The sequence below is a fragment of the Endozoicomonas gorgoniicola genome (assembly GCF_025562715.2).
GTDB classification, from domain to species: Bacteria; Pseudomonadota; Gammaproteobacteria; order Pseudomonadales; family Endozoicomonadaceae; genus Endozoicomonas_A; species Endozoicomonas_A gorgoniicola.
The window spans coordinates 4,404,718-4,422,576 of the sequence record NZ_JAPFCC010000001.1 but is presented as its reverse complement, the minus strand read 5'-3'; the positions used below and the strand labels follow the sequence as shown (position 1 = coordinate 4,422,576).

The 17,859-nt window shown below is 47.6% G+C and carries 17 protein-coding genes and 1 pseudogene; 9 read left to right on the top strand and 9 right to left on the bottom strand.

Annotation, left to right across the window (positions count from 1 at the left end; all coding sequences use genetic code 11):
- Window positions 1-20: 20 nt before the first annotated feature.
- Entirely contained in the window at window positions 21-785 is a 765-nt protein-coding gene (locus NX722_RS20030; RefSeq protein ID WP_262564624.1) for a HesA/MoeB/ThiF family protein, read from the top strand.
- A gap of 157 nt (window positions 786-942) precedes the next feature.
- Window positions 943-1,311: a maltose acetyltransferase domain-containing protein gene (locus NX722_RS20025; RefSeq protein WP_262564623.1), complete on the top strand. Its 369-nt coding sequence runs from the start codon at window positions 943-945 to the stop codon at window positions 1,309-1,311.
- Here the strand turns inward: NX722_RS20025 and NX722_RS20020 are convergent.
- Window positions 1,285-2,919, bottom strand: a complete 1,635-nt coding sequence (locus NX722_RS20020) for an IS1634 family transposase (protein ID WP_262563709.1) — start codon at window positions 2,917-2,919, stop codon at window positions 1,285-1,287. The two genes, NX722_RS20025 and NX722_RS20020, sit on opposite strands and share 27 nt — an antisense overlap.
- 117 nt (window positions 2,920-3,036) lie before the next feature.
- Between NX722_RS20020 and NX722_RS20015 the strand changes: the two are divergent.
- A pseudogene (locus NX722_RS20015) lies at window positions 3,037-3,219 on the top strand (DapH/DapD/GlmU-related protein); the annotation flags it as partial.
- A gap of 253 nt (window positions 3,220-3,472) precedes the next feature.
- Here NX722_RS20015 and NX722_RS20010 read toward each other — a convergent pair.
- Both NX722_RS20010 and NX722_RS20005 read right to left on the bottom strand, forming a co-directional pair.
- Window positions 3,473-3,736 carry a TfoX/Sxy family protein gene (locus NX722_RS20010; RefSeq protein ID WP_262564622.1) on the bottom strand — a complete coding sequence of 88 codons (264 nt, stop codon included), beginning with the start codon at window positions 3,734-3,736 and terminating at the stop codon, window positions 3,473-3,475.
- A 171-nt stretch (window positions 3,737-3,907) separates the two neighbouring features.
- Window positions 3,908-4,465 (bottom strand): AAA family ATPase, encoded by a 558-nt coding sequence (locus NX722_RS20005; protein WP_262564621.1) that lies wholly within the window; start codon window positions 4,463-4,465, stop codon window positions 3,908-3,910.
- A 114-nt stretch (window positions 4,466-4,579) separates the two neighbouring features.
- Between NX722_RS20005 and mrcB the strand changes: the two genes are divergently transcribed.
- From mrcB to NX722_RS19990, 3 genes are read left to right on the top strand one after another with little or no spacing between them, the layout of a single operon-like run.
- Entirely contained in the window at window positions 4,580-6,937 is a 2,358-nt protein-coding gene (gene mrcB, locus NX722_RS20000; RefSeq protein ID WP_262564620.1) for a penicillin-binding protein 1B, read from the top strand.
- Between the two features lie 3 nt (window positions 6,938-6,940).
- Window positions 6,941-7,351: a tetratricopeptide repeat protein gene (locus NX722_RS19995; protein ID WP_262564619.1), complete on the top strand. Its 411-nt coding sequence runs from the start codon at window positions 6,941-6,943 to the stop codon at window positions 7,349-7,351.
- A gap of 4 nt (window positions 7,352-7,355) precedes the next feature.
- On the top strand, window positions 7,356-7,667 hold the full coding sequence (locus tag NX722_RS19990; protein ID WP_262564618.1) for a YqcC family protein: 312 nt from the start codon (window positions 7,356-7,358) through the stop codon (window positions 7,665-7,667).
- A gap of 40 nt (window positions 7,668-7,707) precedes the next feature.
- Here NX722_RS19990 and NX722_RS19985 read toward each other — a convergent pair whose 3' ends face one another.
- Window positions 7,708-8,193, bottom strand: coding sequence for a DUF4124 domain-containing protein (locus NX722_RS19985; RefSeq protein ID WP_262564617.1), 486 nt, complete (start codon window positions 8,191-8,193; stop codon window positions 7,708-7,710).
- Between the two features lie 413 nt (window positions 8,194-8,606).
- Between NX722_RS19985 and NX722_RS19980 the strand changes: the two genes are divergently transcribed.
- Both NX722_RS19980 and ilvN read left to right on the top strand, forming a co-directional pair.
- A complete protein-coding gene (locus NX722_RS19980; RefSeq protein WP_262564616.1) occupies window positions 8,607-10,334 on the top strand; it encodes an acetolactate synthase 3 large subunit in 1,728 nt (575 codons plus the stop codon).
- Entirely contained in the window at window positions 10,334-10,825 is a 492-nt protein-coding gene (gene ilvN, locus NX722_RS19975; RefSeq protein ID WP_262564615.1) for an acetolactate synthase small subunit, read from the top strand. Before NX722_RS19980 ends, ilvN begins: the two co-directional genes overlap by 1 nt.
- Before the next feature lie 68 nt (window positions 10,826-10,893).
- Here ilvN and alaE read toward each other — a convergent pair whose 3' ends face one another.
- From alaE to ilvY, 4 genes are all read right to left on the bottom strand, one after another.
- Window positions 10,894-11,334 (bottom strand): L-alanine exporter AlaE, encoded by a 441-nt coding sequence (alaE, locus tag NX722_RS19970; RefSeq protein WP_262564614.1) that lies wholly within the window; start codon window positions 11,332-11,334, stop codon window positions 10,894-10,896.
- 394 nt (window positions 11,335-11,728) lie between these two features.
- Window positions 11,729-12,931 (bottom strand): ISL3 family transposase, encoded by a 1,203-nt coding sequence (locus NX722_RS19965; RefSeq protein ID WP_262563783.1) that lies wholly within the window; start codon window positions 12,929-12,931, stop codon window positions 11,729-11,731.
- A gap of 148 nt (window positions 12,932-13,079) precedes the next feature.
- On the bottom strand, window positions 13,080-13,469 hold the full coding sequence (locus NX722_RS19960) for a hypothetical protein (protein WP_262564613.1): 390 nt from the start codon (window positions 13,467-13,469) through the stop codon (window positions 13,080-13,082).
- Between the two features lie 66 nt (window positions 13,470-13,535).
- Window positions 13,536-14,423, bottom strand: coding sequence for an HTH-type transcriptional activator IlvY (gene ilvY, locus NX722_RS19955; protein ID WP_262564612.1), 888 nt, complete (start codon window positions 14,421-14,423; stop codon window positions 13,536-13,538).
- Window positions 14,424-14,566: 143 nt separating this feature from the next.
- Between ilvY and ilvC the strand changes: the two genes are divergently transcribed.
- Window positions 14,567-15,583 carry a ketol-acid reductoisomerase gene (gene ilvC, locus NX722_RS19950; RefSeq protein WP_322740941.1) on the top strand — a complete coding sequence of 339 codons (1,017 nt, stop codon included), beginning with the start codon at window positions 14,567-14,569 and terminating at the stop codon, window positions 15,581-15,583.
- Window positions 15,584-15,638: 55 nt separating this feature from the next.
- On the opposite strand, the gene NX722_RS19945 is transcribed toward ilvC, so the two are convergent.
- On the bottom strand, window positions 15,639-17,663 hold the full coding sequence (locus tag NX722_RS19945; protein ID WP_262564611.1) for a hypothetical protein: 2,025 nt from the start codon (window positions 17,661-17,663) through the stop codon (window positions 15,639-15,641).
- Between the last annotated feature and the right edge of the window lie 196 nt (window positions 17,664-17,859).

Genomic DNA, 17,859 nt, shown 5'->3' with positions numbered 1-17,859 from the left:
AAGAAGGTTCCATTGTTTTCATGATGAATGACGATCAGTTGTTGCGTTACAGCCGACAGATTATGTTGCCTCAGGTTGACATCGAAGGGCAGGAAAAACTGCTGGACTCCCATGTGCTGATTGTGGGTATGGGTGGGCTCGGTTGCCCTGCGGCTATTTATCTGGCGGCGGCAGGTGTCGGGCAACTGACCATTGTCGATCCGGATGTTGTCGATCAGACCAACCTGCAACGGCAGATTGCCTTTTCAACGGATGATATCGGGCAGTTCAAGGTTCATGCTGCCGCTGCGAGAATCAGTGCCATTAATCCAGGCATCCAGGTGAATACTGTCACGGCAAAGCTGAGTGAAGCAGATTTGAGGGAGGTAATGGAAAAATCGGACGTAGTACTGGATGCTACCGACAATTTTGACAGCCGTTTTGCTATCAATCGTTGCAGCGTTCAAGCCAGTGTCCCTCTGGTGTCTGGTGCCGCTATTCGCCTGAATGGACAGCTGACTGTGTTTGACCGCTGGCAGGATAACGCTCCCTGTTATCGCTGTCTTTATTCTGAGCAGGTGGCTGAAGAACTGACCTGTTCTGAATCCGGTATCCTGGGGCCAGTGGTAGGAACCATTGGTACTCTACAAGCCCTCGAAACCATTAAACTGATTACCGGTTTCGGAGAAAATCTCAGCGGACGTTTAATGATGCTTGATGCTCAAACCATGCAATGGCAGACCATGTCTCTGGAAGCTGACCCGGAATGCCCTGTGTGTTCAAGTACGATGTTTCTAAAAGCATAAATCCACTGATACCAAACCCTGTAGGGCAAGTTGCTCGAAAAACCCTTTCTGGAGTCGATGAGATCGCAGCAGCAGGGTTGATTGCTGAGATCGGTGAGGATGGAGTGCTTTGCGAGTTCGGAGCACTATTTTCATAGTAAATTAGTGAGGAATCACCATGTCAGAACTTGAGAAAATGAGAAAAGGGCAGACATACAACTGCCTTGATCAGGAGTTAGCTGCAATAAGAGGTCAAACGTTCGCTGCACTGTTTAAGTTTAATCATGAAGCCGATAGCGAAAAGAGAGCAGCATTACTTAAACAAGCTGGCGCTCTGGTTCCGAACAGCAGCTATATAGCGCCACCACTGGAAATGAGCTACGGCTGCCACCTTTCAATGGGGGAAAACAGCTACATCAATAGCGGTGCATTAATTCTGGATAACGGTAAGGTCACCATCGGCAGGCATGTGATGATTGGCCCGAGAGTCCAAATTTATACCCGTCATTCACCACCCTATTCAGGAATAAATTTCTTGGTACGTTGAGCCCAAAATAAAAATGATCGTCGATTGCCTCTCCGATATTCCAACCATGTGTTTCTCCGTCCCGTTAACCGACAGCACATGAATCCCATCAAAGCACAGGAAAACCCATCTGCCCGTTGGGTTCTGGGCTGGTTTCTTCTTCATGTCCGGGAACGTTCGGCTCTGCCTTTTCAGTTCATAGCGGATTCGATGCTGAATTGCAGCATAGACCATAAGACAGAGTGTCATCACCATTAACAGGGCCTCAATACGCTCAGGTTTTTTGAGATACAGTGAAGACACCAGAAAATCAGGGCTCTTCAGGAAGCGAAAACCTCTCTCAACCTGCTGCTGGGATTTATACGTCCTCAGTAGTTCGCCAGCGTCAAGCCGGGCTGTATCTGTATCGTTGGTTGCCAGAACAAAACAACCCAACGATGCTTCTGCATCACGACGAGTCTGTACAGCAACCGCGCAGGAGCCTGTCACATAATATTCATAGTGGTCGGGAACTGTCCCATCAGCAGGACGGCCTTTGGTTTTATAGCAGGGACTCTCGATGATCTCAGGTTCAGCCTGGCAGTATACGGACTGTTTTTGCCATAGCTTGAAAGCTTCCATGGCATCCGATTCGCAACAGAATGGCTTCTTGCCCAATTTCTCAAGTTCCTTGAATTCCTTCAGGGACTTTTTCTGCATACGCCTTGTCAGTGTCTTCTGTTCTGTTTTCTGGCTTTGATTATTTCGAAACAGTACCCAACGTTGTACGACACCTGCATAGTCAGACAGAGTTTCTACAGATTCGTAATGCTCAAACCCTTCAACCTCAACCATTGAGCGCAATGGCGCACTTTGAACCAGTTCTTTGGCTGCACCAATGTTGAGAGGAACTCTGGAGATAAACAACTGATCCTGCTGACTCAGTTCCTGAACGGTTTCAGCCACATACAATGCGGCATCACCGATGAAGTAACGGGCATTCAGTGCCGCTTTGAAGCTCTTTATATGCTCAGAAACCACTTGTTTGAAACTGGTCTTGTCCGTCACATTACCGCTGGCTGCTTTCATAAACATCGGAATGCCTGCCCGGTTTTCGGTCAGCAGGAGCAATATGGCCTGGTTCAGATCAGGACGATGATCTCGGCTGTAGCCCTTGCAAAGCCTGATGCAATTGAGGTCTTCGTCACTGACTTCCTCCTCGCTGTTATAACGGCCATCGACGTGAAATCCTGTGCCATCAAGGTTGAGTGCATCACATGGCAATTTGAGATGCGTAGCCACCTTGATAGCCAGCTCAAAATAGACTTTACTGACACCCAGTTCAAACAGTTCATCCAGTGCTCTTCCAAGAACTTTGTCGTTTATGTGCTCGGGCTCAATCCCCTCTCTGATCAGTTTATCGAGGGGTTTATTGGAGAAGAACTGAGGGAACATGTGGAGAGACTGCCCCGTAAAGCCGAGGCCATTGATAATCATCGCGACAACGGCCTCACCGTGGGAGATGTTCCATTCGTCAGATACTTTGGGCGCGCGCCTGTCGATATGGTCGGCAATGCCCAGCTCTTTGCACATTCCAGCCACTAGACCGAGATGATCCATGACCTGAGAGCGGTATTGAATAGGAGGCATAACAAGGCTTCTTGATATTTGCTTATCTGATAGATAGCAGGTATTAGAAAAATGTCATGTTGGGTGGTGAATGTCGGTTATACCGCCGCCCACTCACTGGATGCCGAAGAACGTATCGCAGGTGACGAAGTTGCCAAGCCGGTAACTATTGAAGATAAGGTCTGGATAGGCGGAGGAGCCATTATTCTGCCCAATATTACCGTAGGTGAAGGTGCTATTGTTGGTGCCGGTTCCGTAGTAACAAAAGATGTTAGACCCTATGATCGTGTGGCAGGAAATCCGGCAAGATCCATTAAAAAATAGCGAATCCAGGAGTTATTGTGCAGCTCAATGAGATCATCATGATCCAATCGCTCACGAATACTTTTGACGACCTCCCTCCCAGCAAATTCTTCTTCCAGACCTCCCCAGGAGCGCCTCAAGCCGCCACGGCGGATTAACATCTACGAGAAACTTTCGTTCCAATCAGACCCTTTCAGGTACGATGTTTCTAAAAGCATACATCCACTGATACCAAGCCCTGTAGGGCAAGTTACTTGGAAGGAAAGGGGAATTAACCGGAGGGGAACTCTTCTACCTGTTTCAGCAGGCGCTGTTTGTAGTTTTCATCAAGATCGTTCCAGTGCTTGCCGATCAGGGCACCTTCCATAGCGTAGAGCAGGACTTTGGAAACCTTGAAACCTCTGTCCCTGACTTTACAGTATGCGGCAACGGTGCCCACTTCATGGAGTTGTTCAAGTGTTCGGATGCCCACAGCATTCAGCCACTGTACCGAAGTTTTACCTAAATTTTTTAATTCAATCAGGTCGGTAGCCATATTGGTTCCCTGGGTCAAACTCTTTAAGTCCGATATTAAGTCCGATATGAAAATTTTTGATATTACTGAATGTCAGATGTGACTCTTTTCTAATACCCTGTAACTATAGACGTAACTATAGACGAGTCTGCCTGACTGCCCAGAATTTGATTAGTTTTCTGACAAAAGCCGCTATGAAATATAGCGGTAAATGCGCTGAAGCAGTGTTTCCTGCCAGTTTTTTTCTTCTGTGAAGACTTTTATGCACGTTTGTAACTCATCTGCAGTCAGAGCTTCCTGCCATTGTTTTTGTTTGTGAATCAAGTCTTCACTGGCTTCCGAAGGGTCGTTGCCAACACGTTGGCGTGTTCTTATGCGATCAATCATTACCTGTTGTTGAGCCTGACATTTGACGATCAGAAAAATCGCTCCGGTGTCCCGGGCCAGTTGCTGCATCCGTAGCCGTTCATGATGTCTCAGGAACGCAGCATCCACCAGAACAGAATGTCGTGCCGAGAGTTCTTCAAAAGCCAGTTCATAAAGCTTCTGGAACGTTCGGTTAGTTGCTTCTTTTGTGTAAATATCAAGATCGGCAAGAGCGCTGTTTGCTGTCGGGTCGAGCCCAAACAGTTTTTTACGCTCAACGTCAGAGTGGTAAACCGGAATATTGAGGGTTGAGGCCAGGAAATTTGCGACGGTTGTTTTTCCAGAACCTGACAAACCCTGAAGGCAGATGAGACATGTATTCATAGAGTGTCGTGAACAGTATGTAGTGTCTGTTTTTATTACTGATTATAAACGAACGTGGCTTACTTCGGTTTTATCGGCTTTGTCTGTCCCGTGGATTACGTATAATACGGAACCATGGTAGCAAGTAATAAAGAGACGCCACAGAAAAAGACCAAACGTTCTGGGCCTAAGAAAAACCGTTCAACCAGCCAGCGTAAACCGTCTGATCGTTTTCGACGATGGGGCATACTGCTGCTCAAACTGGGTATTTGCGGTTTTGCCATTTTTATGGCGTTTGTCGTATATCTGGACGCGGTGGTTATTCCAAAGTTTGAAGGCAAAAAGTGGGCAATTCCGGCCAAGGTATACGCACGCCCGGTTGAATTGTACGAAGGTCGTCTTCTAAAGCCCGATGAATTGCAGGCACAGTTACGACGTCAGGGCTACCAGCCAGTCACCACTGTTCGTCGTCCGGGTACCTTTGCCCGGACGGGTAATGAGTTCATTATTTACAGTCGGGGGTTTCATTTTCCCGACGGCACAGAATCCTCCCGCTACGCCCATGTTCAATTTAACAGCAATCAGGTTATCAGCCTGACCAACAGACATCGGCAGCCGCTGCCACTGTTGCGACTTGATCCTCAACCGGTTGGGGGGATTTACCCGGCCAGCTATGAAGATCGTCTGCTTATTCGTCTTGAGCAGGCACCCAACTATCTTGTACCGGCCCTGATGGCGATTGAAGACAGGGACTTTTATGAACACTGGGGTATATCGTTGTCGTCTATTGCCCGGGCTCTGCTGGTTAATGTCCGGGCAGGCAGTGTCGTCCAGGGTGGCAGTACACTGACGCAGCAGCTGGTTAAGAACTTCTATTTGAGTAATGAACGTACCCTGATCCGTAAGGTTCAGGAAGCGATCATGTCTGTGTTGCTGGAACTGCATTACTCAAAAGATGAAATTCTGGAAACGTATCTCAACGAAGTTTATCTGGGTCAGCAGGGGCGACGGGCAATACATGGCTTTGGTCTTGCCAGCCAGTTTTATTTTGCCCAGCCGATTCAGGAGTTGAGCCTTGCCAGAACCGCATTGCTGGTGGGTATTGTCAAGGGACCTTCGTATTACAACCCAAGGCGTTTTCCCGAGCGAGCCATGCAGCGTCGTAATCTGGTGCTGGATGTTATGGCAAACGAAGGCCTGGTTTCGAAGGCCGAGGCTGAACGTTCAAAGCAATTGCCGCTGGGCATTGTCAGCCGTGAACAGATGCGTACCAATGCTTTCCCCGCTTATCTTGATGTGGTGAAAAAACAGCTACGGCAGGATTATGCTGAACGGGACCTGACCTCGGAAGGGTTGCGTATATTCACCAATATGGACCCGATTATCCAGCGTCATGCCCAAAGCAGCCTGACCCGGACGGTCAGTGCCATTAGCAAGGACAAGTTACAGGGAGCAATGATCGTCACTTCCGCACAGACCGGAGATTTGCTGGCGGTCGTCGGTGATAAGCATCCCGGCTACGTCGGCTTTAACCGGGCTGTAGACGCACGTCGTCCAGTAGGTTCACTTCTGAAGCCAGCGATTTATCTGACCGCCCTCGAACAACCGGGACGCTACACATTAACGACACCGGTAAAAGACCTTCCGATTAAGGTAGAAGATGGTCGGGGTGGGTTCTGGGAACCGGGCAATTACGATGGCAAATCCCGTGGAGACGTTCCACTTTATGAGGCGCTGGCAAGGTCTTTCAATCAGGCCACCACGCGCACGGGGATGGAAGTAGGCGTGCCGAATGTTTTAAACACTATTCGTCGTCTTGGTGTTGAACGGTCACTGCCCAATTATCCCTCAGTGCTGCTGGGGGCTGCTTCCCTGACCCCCATGGACATTGCGGTCATGTATCAGACCTTTGCCAGTGGTGGTTTCCGGATGCCCTTAAGAGCGATTGATGCCGTGGTGGATGCCAGTGGCAGGCCGTTGCGTCGGTACAGCTTCTCGGTTGAGCGGGTGGTTGATCCGGCGCCCATGGAGCTGTTAAGGCGCTCCATGGTCAGTGTTATGAGAGAAGGTACAGGTCGCAGAGCTTACTGGAGTATCAGTCAGGATATTGACCTGGCGGGTAAGAGTGGTACAACCAATGATTCCAGAGACAGCTGGTTTGCAGGCTTCTCGGGTAACCTGATGGCTGTGACCTGGCTGGGGAATGATGACAACAGCTCTACCGGACTCACGGGCAGCAGTGGTGCTCTGCGGGTCTGGACTGACCTGATGCAACGAACGCCCATCAGTGGTGTCCAGCCCCTTGCCAGTGACCGGCTGGAATATGTCTGGGTGCAGCCTGAATCAAACCTGCGTAGTCGTCAGGGCTGTGAGGGAGCCAGACTGCTTCCTTATATTAAAGGTTCAGCGCCTTCTATAGCGGACAGCTGTAGTCAATCCGCCCCGCAGGATGACGCAGGCTTCTTTGATACCATTAAATCCTGGTTCAATTAACCCATGCATGATCGTTGGAATAAAGGTTTGCTTCAGTCGTTGACCAGACCCATCATCTTGTTTCTGTTTGCTGTGATTTTGTCTGGCTGTGGAGGCCGGGTTTATTATGCACCATCAGAACCTGTTTTGGTGGGCTCCCCTTACGCGGACCGCGAAGATGCCGTGGGTGTTTTGCTGAATAATGCTTATCAGGCGATTGAGTCAGGCCTTCTGGAAGAAGCGGTCGGGTGGTTGTCGCGGGCTATGCGCATCAACCCGGTGGAGCCCGCCATTTACTATCACATGGCAGAAATTCGTATAGAGCAGGGTGATCCGGATCAGGCACGACAGCTGCTTGGCAGAGCCCTGAGCCTTGGGCCGGATCAGCAAATGACCCATAAGCTGGAAGCCCTGCTAAGTTCCCTTAAGAGTTGAGAATATGAGTGTACAAATCATCCGGTTACTGGAAGAGATGGAAGCGGAACTGAAAGTTCTGGGATGCTGGCAGACTATGCCTCCTGCTCCGGAAGCTATGTCCAGTGAAGTTCCCTTTTGCATGGATGCCATGCCATTCAGCCAATGGTTGCAGTGGCTGTTTATTCCAAGAGTCAGAACCATTGTTGAACAGGGCGGGGCTTTGCCAAAGGGCGCAAATATTAAACCGTATGCAGAAGAAGCGTTGATGGTTGAAAAGGTGTCTTCAGTAAAGCTGTTAAACCTGGTTGAGCAGTTTGACGTGCTGATGAAATAACGGTTGTTTGTTGTTACCTAAGCGTTGTTTTACCTGAAGGCTATTTGCAGTACTGCTTCATCATGTCCATCAGTCGTTGCTTTTCCTGCTCCTTCCCGGCATCGTCGAGAATTTCTTCCCGGCCGTCTTCATGGGTAAGGCGAATCCGTCCTTTCGCCTTCAGTGCGTTAAGGTTGCCCTTAAGCTTTTCACAGAAGGCTATGGTTTCAGGCGCGAAAGGGTCTGGAAGGGAGGCTGGTTGTCCGGAAGTTTCTTTGGGTACCTCAGAGGTTGAGTCGCTTGATGACTCGTTTAAAGAATTGCTTAATGAATCGTCTGGCAAAGGCTCGTGCACGCTTTCAGGGCCATCAGGAGAAATAACAAAATCTGTATCCATCCCGTCCGGACCCGGTCGGTCGGAGTAATGTGTTACGCCTTTGTAGTCTTTCCAGATAAACACTTTTTCAGCGTGAGCGGTTTCAACATTAACTGCGCCGGAAAAAGCCAGAGGCAGCAGGAGCAAAATGGTCTTTATGAATCCGTTCATCCCAAGGGTTCCTTTTTGTATCTCTTTTTTAAATGTAAGCAATTTCCGTAATTGTGCTTCGCTAAACTATTGACTCAAATGGACAGACGGTAAAGAATGGCGGCAGCTAAAACTATAAAACCGATAGTTTTAGCTGATTATGCGACCATCAGGAACATCAACAGTGGAACTGGTGATAGCATTCCTTGGAGGCAGACAGTCATACCTTGCCGGTTCAGCTGCCAGCGCTCCACTGCCCCTATCCGCACAGGAATGTTGAGGTCTTATTAAGCAGAGGCCTGAAGTCCAGCTGTCGTAAGTGACTGTTGTAGCTGTTACAACTAATAAAAATCTTCGGTGAAAAGGTCTGCACCCCACTGGTGACAAAGACCAGCCGAATTCATTTCTAACAATTAAGCCGAGGAGAAGCACACGTGGAGCTTTTATCCGGTGCGGACATGGTGATTCGCTCGCTGGCTGACGAAGGGGTCAGGCATATTTATGGGTATCCGGGTGGGGCGCTTCTACACGTCTACGATGCCATTTTCCGACAGAAAGATGTCTCACATATCCTTGTACGTCATGAGCAGGCAGCTACTCACATGGCCGACGGTTATGCCAGGGCGACAGGAAAACCGGGGGTTGCACTGGTCACATCAGGACCCGGTGCAACTAACACCATTACCGGCATTGCCACCGCCTATATGGACTCCATTCCGATGGTGGTTATTTCCGGACAGGTGCCTTCAGCGGGTATTGGTTCGGATATGTTTCAGGAAGTGGATATGGTGGGCATTTCCCGCCCGATTGTTAAGCACAGCTTTCTGGTGAAACGGGCCGAAGATATTCCGGCAACCATCAAAAAAGCCTTTTATCTTGCACAGACCGGGCGGCCGGGGCCGGTGGTGGTTGATATTCCGAAAGACATTACCGATCCAAACCTGAAGTTTGAATACCAGTACCCTGAAACCGTAAAACTTCGCTCTTATACGCCGCCCAGCAAAGGCCATAACGGTCAGATTCGTAAAGCCATTGACCTGCTGATGCAGGCCAGACGTCCCGTCATTTATGCGGGTGGTGGCGTTATTATGGGCAATGCCTCCACCCAGCTTACCCAGCTGGCGAAAGACCTGAATGTTCCTGTGACCAATACGCTCAACGGTCTTGGTGGTTTTCCCGGATCAGACCGTCAGTTTGTCGGCATGCTGGGCATGCACGGTAGTTATTGTGCCAACATGACGATGCATCATGCTGACGTTATTCTGGCGGTGGGCGCCCGTTTTGATGATCGGGTGACGAACAACACGGCAAAATTCTGTCCGGACGCAAAGATTATTCATATTGATATTGATCCGGCGAGTATCTCCAAAACCATTACAGCGGATGTTCCTATTGTTGGTCCGGTGAGTGCAGTGCTGGAGGGCTTCCTGCGTCATGTTACCGATTACTCCGGTAGTCGGGATCAGGAGGCTATTGACGCCTGGTGGCGCCAGATCGATGAATGGCGTGACAGCCGTGGCGGCCTGTTCCCTTACGATAAAGGCGACGGAACCATTTTGAAGCCTCAGCAGGTCATTGAGGCTTTGTATAAAGTAACAGGCGGGGATGCCTTTGTTACGTCCGATGTGGGTCAGCACCAGATGTTTGCGGCTCAGTATTATCGTTTTGACAAGCCCAATCGCTGGATCAACTCAGGCGGCCTCGGCACTATGGGCTTTGGTTTGCCAGCAGCCATGGGTGTTAAGCTGACTCACCCTGATGCAACTGTTGCCTGTGTGACCGGTGAAGGCAGTATCCAGATGAATATTCAGGAACTGTCGACCTGTCTGCAGTATGACCTTGGTGTGAAAATCATCAACGTCAACAATCAGGCTCTGGGCATGGTGCGACAGTGGCAGGATATGAATTATGACAGCCGCTACTCCCATTCCTATATGGAGTCCCTGCCCTGCTTTGTGAAGTTGGCAGAATCCTACGGCCATGTGGGTATTCAGGTCACTGAGTCATCAGACTTGCATCCGGCGATGGAAGAGGCGTTTTCGCTGAAAGATCGTCTGGTGTTTATGGACATCCGGGTGGATGCCAACGAGCATGTTTATCCTATGCAGATCAAGGATGGTTCCATGCGTGATCTGTGGCTCAGTAAAACGGAGAGAACCTGATGCGGCGAATCATCTCTGTACTGGTTGAAAACGAGCCGGGCGCGCTGTCACGCATCGTCGGGCTGTTTTCCCAGCGAAACTACAACATTGAAACGTTAAATGTGGCTCCGACGGAAGACAGCACCCTGTCCCGGCTGACGGTTACCACTTCCGGCAATCCGCAGGTGATTGAACAGATCACCAAGCAGCTGAACAAGCTGATTGATGTGGTGAAACTGGTGGACCTGACGGAAGGTTCGCACGTTGAGAGGGAGCTAATGCTGGTAAAGGTAAGGGCCAGTGGACCTTTGCGTGCCGAGGTAAAACGCACAGTGGATATTTTCCGTGGGCATATCGTTGATGTCACCAGCTCGGTCTATACCATTCAGCTGGTGGGAACACAGGACAAGCTGGATGCGTTTATCGAAGCGGTGGGGCACGCCCAGGTGCTGGAAGTCGTGCGTAGTGGCATAACGGGCATTGCCCGGGGTGAAAAAGTGCTCTCGCTATGATTTAGCAGGCTTTGACAGAACCATGCGCTTTTTATTTGAGGTAATGAAAAGCGCATGGTTATCTTGTTTTATACTGTCCCAGGTTTCATAGCTGCTGCTGGAATGAACTTGCTGCGAACAAAGCTCAGCCAGCGTCCATAAGGACCACCCAGAATAACCAGGGCAGCTGTCTGACTGATGGACGCTGTGATAATTCCATTAAAATCCATACCGACGACTACAAGAATCCCGATATAGGGAGGGAGCTGAAACGTTAGATAAGCGATAATATCCCCCAGCGCCTCTTTAATGGCTGAATGATTATTACCGCATAGTTTGCGGATAATAAAATCACGATAAATCCCGTAAAGCCTGCCAAGGCTAATATTTAATGGCTGGCACATTAAGCGGGAGATAATCGATTGTTTCACAGCCATTCCGACAATAGCTATCTCAATAAACATACCGGTAACAACGGTAAATGAAATTAAAGCCAGAGTGTCAGCCAGCCATTGACGACTCAGTGTCATAGCAGTACACCTTAAAATAAAAAAAATAGTGATTATTTTTCAGGCACGATAAAGTGTTTGCAGAAATTAATAGCTGCAAATTTAATGTTCTGAAAAAATGTGAAATAGCTTAATTGGCTTGGTAAGGCGTATCGTAATAAACAGACAGACACCGACCGCCAAACAAGCCAAGCATTGCTCGCAGGCTGCTCAAGGATAGCTGTTGGTAAATGCCGGTTTTCATGGTTGAGAGTGAGTCAGATGTTATAGGTTCTTCAAGGCGGATTTTAAACTATTCTGACTGCCGGTTAAATTAACCTGCTATTGAAATAAATTGACGGAAATCAACTGCTGGTCAGATAAAACCGGCAGGCCTGAGCCTGCCATTAATCTGGCTCTTTTACAGGTTGGCTGATCATTTTACAGCCTCCTGCCTGATTTTAAGATAGAGGTAATCAAGATCATTGTAGCCACAAGCTTTGTAGATAATCCGTTTGATGACTCCATTGAAAGCTTCAATCTTCGCGCTGGTTATACGATGATGGCAGTACGACAGCAAGCCCTCTCTTGCCCTGTCCAAGCCCTTAGCAAACCTCTTAAGTTCTGCAATTCCGGTTTCTTTTGCTAACTCTATCCATCTATCCAGAAACTTGCCGGCACACGCTTTGTACGTGTACGTCCATAGCTGTTTGAGCATGTCTTTCAGGATGTAAGCCTGATTGAGATCCTCGTTCATGCTCAAGAGCTCTTTCAGACTGCTTTCTCGCTTTGGAGTCAGGTTCTCAGGGTTCATGAACAGGTTGAACCGCTGACCCTTGATAAAGGGCTTGTTCTCTTCTTCAGCCTGACGCCACTCCCTGCGCCTTATCTGATCTATCACATCATTATAATTGGCAATAATGTGAAACTTGTCGTATACAATATCCGCATTGGGCAAGTGCTCTTTCACCGAAGCCTGATAGCTGCCACCACGGTCTATGCCAACACACTCGATGCTCGCTTTTTGCTCTTCAGTCAGGCTGCTCAAGAACTCATCCAGAGTCTCTTTTCGCTTGCCTTCACCAAGGAAGAGGGTTTCTCCTGAGTCGGCGTTAAGAACAACGGTAAGATACTGATGGCCTTTGCCAATGGATTTTTCGTCAATGAGCAGAGCGCGAATACCGTCACGCTTTGGAGCTGAAAGCATTCTCAGCAGCATCTCTTTATCCCAACGACGGGCAGTACCACCGGATATAGCAATGAATTCAGGCACCTTGTCGCAGGGCATATAGCGACATAAATGGCTGACGTGTCGTTTAAGGCGATCGGTTGCCTGAGCCTTGGGAGTTAAACCAGGAATAGTAACGGTTTCAATATTGTTGCAGTGTGAGCAGCGGCCCTGAAAAGCTGTGAAGAGAAGATTTACCTGTAGAACTCCCAGTGGTAAATCCTGGACACACCGATCTTTTGTCTTCATTTGTCCCATAGGGGTTTCACATTGACTGCATTTCTCGTGCTGAATTCGGCCATCCCTGCGGAGATAGACAAAAGCTTGTTTGACTTCCCAATCAATATCAATCTGCTCGATTACCCAGCCGGGAAATGCGAACATAGGACGTAGTGAGGGTGTTGTACACATGTCTGATCCTTCAGAAATTTTGATCTGTTCAAATCAATCTTTCCTGAAAGGCTATTTCTGTTGCAACCCCTCATTTTCCATCAGCCAACCTGTAAAAGCCCCTTAATCTTTCAGTTGACCATCGGTTGGAGCGACAGAATTGTGTGTGTCAGTTTGCCGGAAGGCGTTGACGGATAAGAAGTTCCAGTTGATCGAAACGTTCATCGACGCGTTCGAAGCGTTCATCGACGCGGTCGAAACGTTCACGGGTTTCTTTTACAAACTCGGAGTGTTGCTTCTCGACGCGGTCGAAACGTTCACGGGTTTCTTTTACAAATTCTAAATGCTGCTCATCGGCTCGTTTGAACCCTGCATGTGTTGCTTCAGCTAACGATTTTACACAAGTCGTCAGGCTCGCTATATCATGCTGGTTAGTCAGAGCAATATTTTTTATATCTGCACAGACCCTGGCCAGGCCGTGAACTTCTTTATCAAGGTTACGATGCTGGGCTTCCAGTTTGTCCAGTCTTGCTTCTACGGATCTCATTTCTATCGACATCGGTACAGCTCGTTTTTATTGGTTGGGCTTTGAGCATAGCAGAGGATGGCGCATAGACATCCTTGGTCAGGAAAAATCCTGACACGCGTTATCAAGCAGCGACCAGAAAGCCCCCACCAAAGGGTTTTTGAGTTTTTTTTTCAGAACACAAAGTCCCACGTCGTAAGCCGGTAGCCAGGGTTTTACATCAATGACCTGTACCCGGCCTGATAGCGGACTGTTGTCGACTACAATCTGGGGAACGACGCCAATGCCAAACCCCAGACTGACCATACTGACAATGGCTTCGTTGCCTGCTACCTGTGAATAGATTCTGGGCTTGATATTTTTGTTGGCAAACCACTGATTGGTCCGGTTTCGACTGATGCCTTTTTCAGGAAGGATCATCGGGGTATCTGCCCAGTCCTGATCGCTGGCCGGTTGTTTAACGCTGCCATCAGCGGGAGCAATAAAGACCAGAGGTGACAGACCAATACTGCAAAATGCCAGTTCAGCAGGCAGCTGGTCAGGGCGAGCTGCCATGGCGATATCTTCCTGCCCTGACAATACATATTGGATGGCAGGTTCCGGGTCGCCGGTATGTAATTTGATTTCAATGCCGGGGTAGCTTTGACGAAACTGACTAAGAATGTCGTATAAAAAGCTGTAGCTGGCAGTGACAGAACAGTAGACGCTGATTTCACCACTGAGCTGTTCAGCGGCAGTCATTAACCGGTTACGGATTCCGTCCCATTGTTGCAGGGTATCTCTGGCGTATTCCTGAAACAGTAAGCCTTCCCGGGTGAGCTGGACGCTGCGGTTGTCTCGCTCAAACAGCAAAACACCAAGGGTTTCTTCGAGATGCTGAATGCTCCGGCTCAGGGTGGAAGGGCTGACATGGCAGGCTTGGCTGGCACGACCAAAATGCAGGCTGTCGGCAAGGCCCAGGAAGTGTTTCAGCAGTCTGGTATCCATAAGCGTTAATCTTTTGTTTCATAATTCGGGATACTGTTTTTCAAATATATCATTTTACGAAACGTATTGTCTGACCTATCTTACGCCTATCGAATTTGCACTGACATAAGAACAACATATTCATAATAAAGAGGAGCCTTCACATGCAGGTTTATTACGATAAGGATTGTGACCTTTCCATTATTCGTGGCAAAAAAGTATCTATCATCGGTTACGGTTCTCAGGGGCACGCCCATGCCAACAACCTGAAAGATTCGGGTGTGGATGTAACGGTAGGTCTGCGCAAAGGCTCAGCTTCCTGGGAAAAAGCCGCTTCTGCCGGCCTGACAGTGCAGGAAGTGTCGGCTGCCGTTGAGCAGGCAGACGTCGTGATGATCCTGACACCCGACGAGTTCCAGTCTCAGCTTTATAAAGAGCAGATTGAACCGAACCTGCGTGAAGGCACTACTCTGGCTTTCGCCCACGGCTTCTCGATTCATTACAATCAGATTGTGCCTCGCAAAGATCTGGACGTGATCATGATTGCCCCCAAGGCTCCGGGTCACACCGTTCGTTCTGAATTTGTTAAAGGTGGCGGTATCCCAGACCTGGTGGCTGTGTTCCAGGACGCTTCCGGTAAGGCTAAAGACGTTGCTTTATCTTACGCTTCTGGTGTGGGGGGCGGTCGTACCGGTATCATTGAAACCACCTTCAAGGACGAAACCGAAACCGACCTGTTTGGTGAACAGGCTGTTCTTTGTGGTGGCGCGGTTGAACTGGTGAAGGCTGGTTTTGAAACACTGACCGAAGCCGGTTACTCCCCGGAAATGGCTTACTTCGAATGCCTGCACGAACTGAAGCTGATTGTTGACCTGATGTACGAAGGCGGCATTGCCAATATGAACTACTCCATCTCTAACAATGCGGAATATGGTGAGTATGTAACGGGACCAAAAGTCATTAACGAACAATCCCGTCAGGCCATGCGCGATTGCCTGAAGGATATTCAGAACGGTGAATACGCCAAAAAATTTATTGTTGAAGGGGCGACCAACTATCCGTCCATGACTGCTTATCGTCGCAACAATGCAGCACATCCTATCGAGAAGGTGGGTGGCAAGCTGCGTGAAATGATGCCCTGGATTACTGCTAACCAGCTGGTAGATAAGACAAAAAACTAAGTTTTCATCTTAATGCTCCGGCTCTTAATTATTGAGTATAAGAGCCGGACGTCGTTTATAATTTTTCACTCAATATTGTGTCAAATACAACCAGGGGAGCGACACCCGCTTTTTTCCCTTCGTCGTTTGCTGGAATGGTTACTCCGTACAAACGTTCATCTCCGGCCACTTTAAATTCCCACAAAAGCGAGCTTTTATGTTTAAAGCATTTGTAGCCTGTAGCGCTTTTTTCGTGTGGCGCATATCGGCCAGCTTCATGAATGCTTTGCATTTTTTTAATGCCATCATCCGATATTGAGTTTTTAACCCCATCAGATGAAGGATCAAAAAATGCATAGGCAACAATATTCTTTTTGTTGGTTTCCTTATCTGATGGTACAAAACCTCTCCTGTAGACAGGCTTTATAAATTGGTGGTTTATCGAAATATCCGTTTTCCACGGCATCTCTGGCATCTTGCTTTCTTCTGGCATGACAATATCCTTAAGTGTCTCAGTCATTGTTCTTTGGCTTCGTTTGTCACGCTTTTCTTTTTTAAGCTGAGTTACGTCATGATACTTTGACAGGGTTACCTGTTCCCAGCCTTCAGGAAATGGATTAAGTTTACTGCTGGTCTGGCTTGAACGAATTTTTTCTTCTGCGCTGTCACACCTGTCCATAGATTGTTTGATGTTCTTTGGTAATACTACTTTCTTATCTTTTATTCTCTGCTCTAATATACGTCTTGTGTTTATTTTTTTTATGGAGGTGAAGTAACGGGTTACCTTTTTAGGTAAACATATCATTGCAAGTGAAGAAGTAACCAGACCAATAAAGGAAGCTAAATAAGTTGCAGAGAATAAATTAAGGAGCTTCATGCCGAAGCTGTTTTTGTTTGCTTCCCTCTGGGCTCTGACTCTGTCAGCAATGTCTTTAGCCTCTGCAATTTTTTGTTCATTGATGCATTTTCTTTGATCTTTAAGGCACTGTTGCATCATTTTGTTTATTTCTTTAGAGCTGAGTATGGCTTCTGATTTTTTAAGCTGAGAAGAAATATATTTTTTATTTTTTTGGAAATTCCTTTCTACTTTATCATGTTGCTCTTTAAATACAGCAGATGTGTAATTATCTATACCTTGAAGCTCTGCTTTTAATGATTTCAACAAGCTAACTATGATGGCCTTTCGTCCCTCTGTTAATGCTTTCAGCTCTTCAGCATAGGCTTGATAATCACCGGATTCTTTTTGGTACATGAAAATTTCTTTAAGTGCTGTATCATAGCTATCCAGTTCGTCAATCAGACCTTTCATACACGGGGTTAATGGTCTGATTCTGAAAGTGTTCTGCATGATATGTTGCTTTTCATTGTAGGTCAGCATTCTGAAATCATAGTTGTTTTGAATTATGTAGTTATTTATTTGCTCCAGTGTCTGTGTCAGCTGCATTGCCTTGGATTCTAAATTGGCAAGGTCTTTATATTTTCTCATTACAGGCACTGTTTCAGGATGTTTAATACCAAGAGTTATGCTGGTTTCATCTGACTTTTTATAAACACCCGTCATTTTGTCCACTGGACCTATCTGTTCCATCAGATCTGGTTTTTGACAGGATGGTAACTGACTTTCTTTTTTAGATGGTGATATTTCTTTTTTGGTTGTTACTTCCGGTGCTGAGCATTGGTCTGTCAGGCACTCTGCTTGTGCATAACTTCTTTTACTGTTTTTTTGATCTAACGTTGTGATCCAGTCTGAAAAATCTGTTTTTGGACAGGTGCTGAGTTCAGGCTTTGTTGGATAAATCATACTGTGACTGTCACTTTTTCCGCTATTCTGTGCAAACGCACCCTGCAAACCTGAAAAAAGACTAAGAGCAAAAACAAGACGCTCTGTTATCGACATATCAAAAAAGCTTTTACCATTGACTGCGGCTGATTTCTTATCAGTGATTTTGGACGAGTGGCTTTTCCCTATTTTCCGGGTACCCCATTGATTTTCGCTTTCCGGTTTTGGGTCTGAAGCAGATACTTCGGTAAAATTGCTGAAGTTTGAGGCAGTGTGGATAGAAACAGGGTTAGAAACAGGGTTAGAAACAGGGAGTGACATCGGTATTCTCCATAATATCTGAATGTCAGGAACTGGATAAGACAAATTAATTTTGTCCGACGGGTCTATAGATTGGCTGGCTTCAGTAAAGTTCCTTGGTTACATTAGTTTTTTGATGGATGGTGTCATAACCCCTGTACTCCAATTCATAAAAACAAACAGATACTACAACCTTCAAAGTCAATAATTTGGTGGT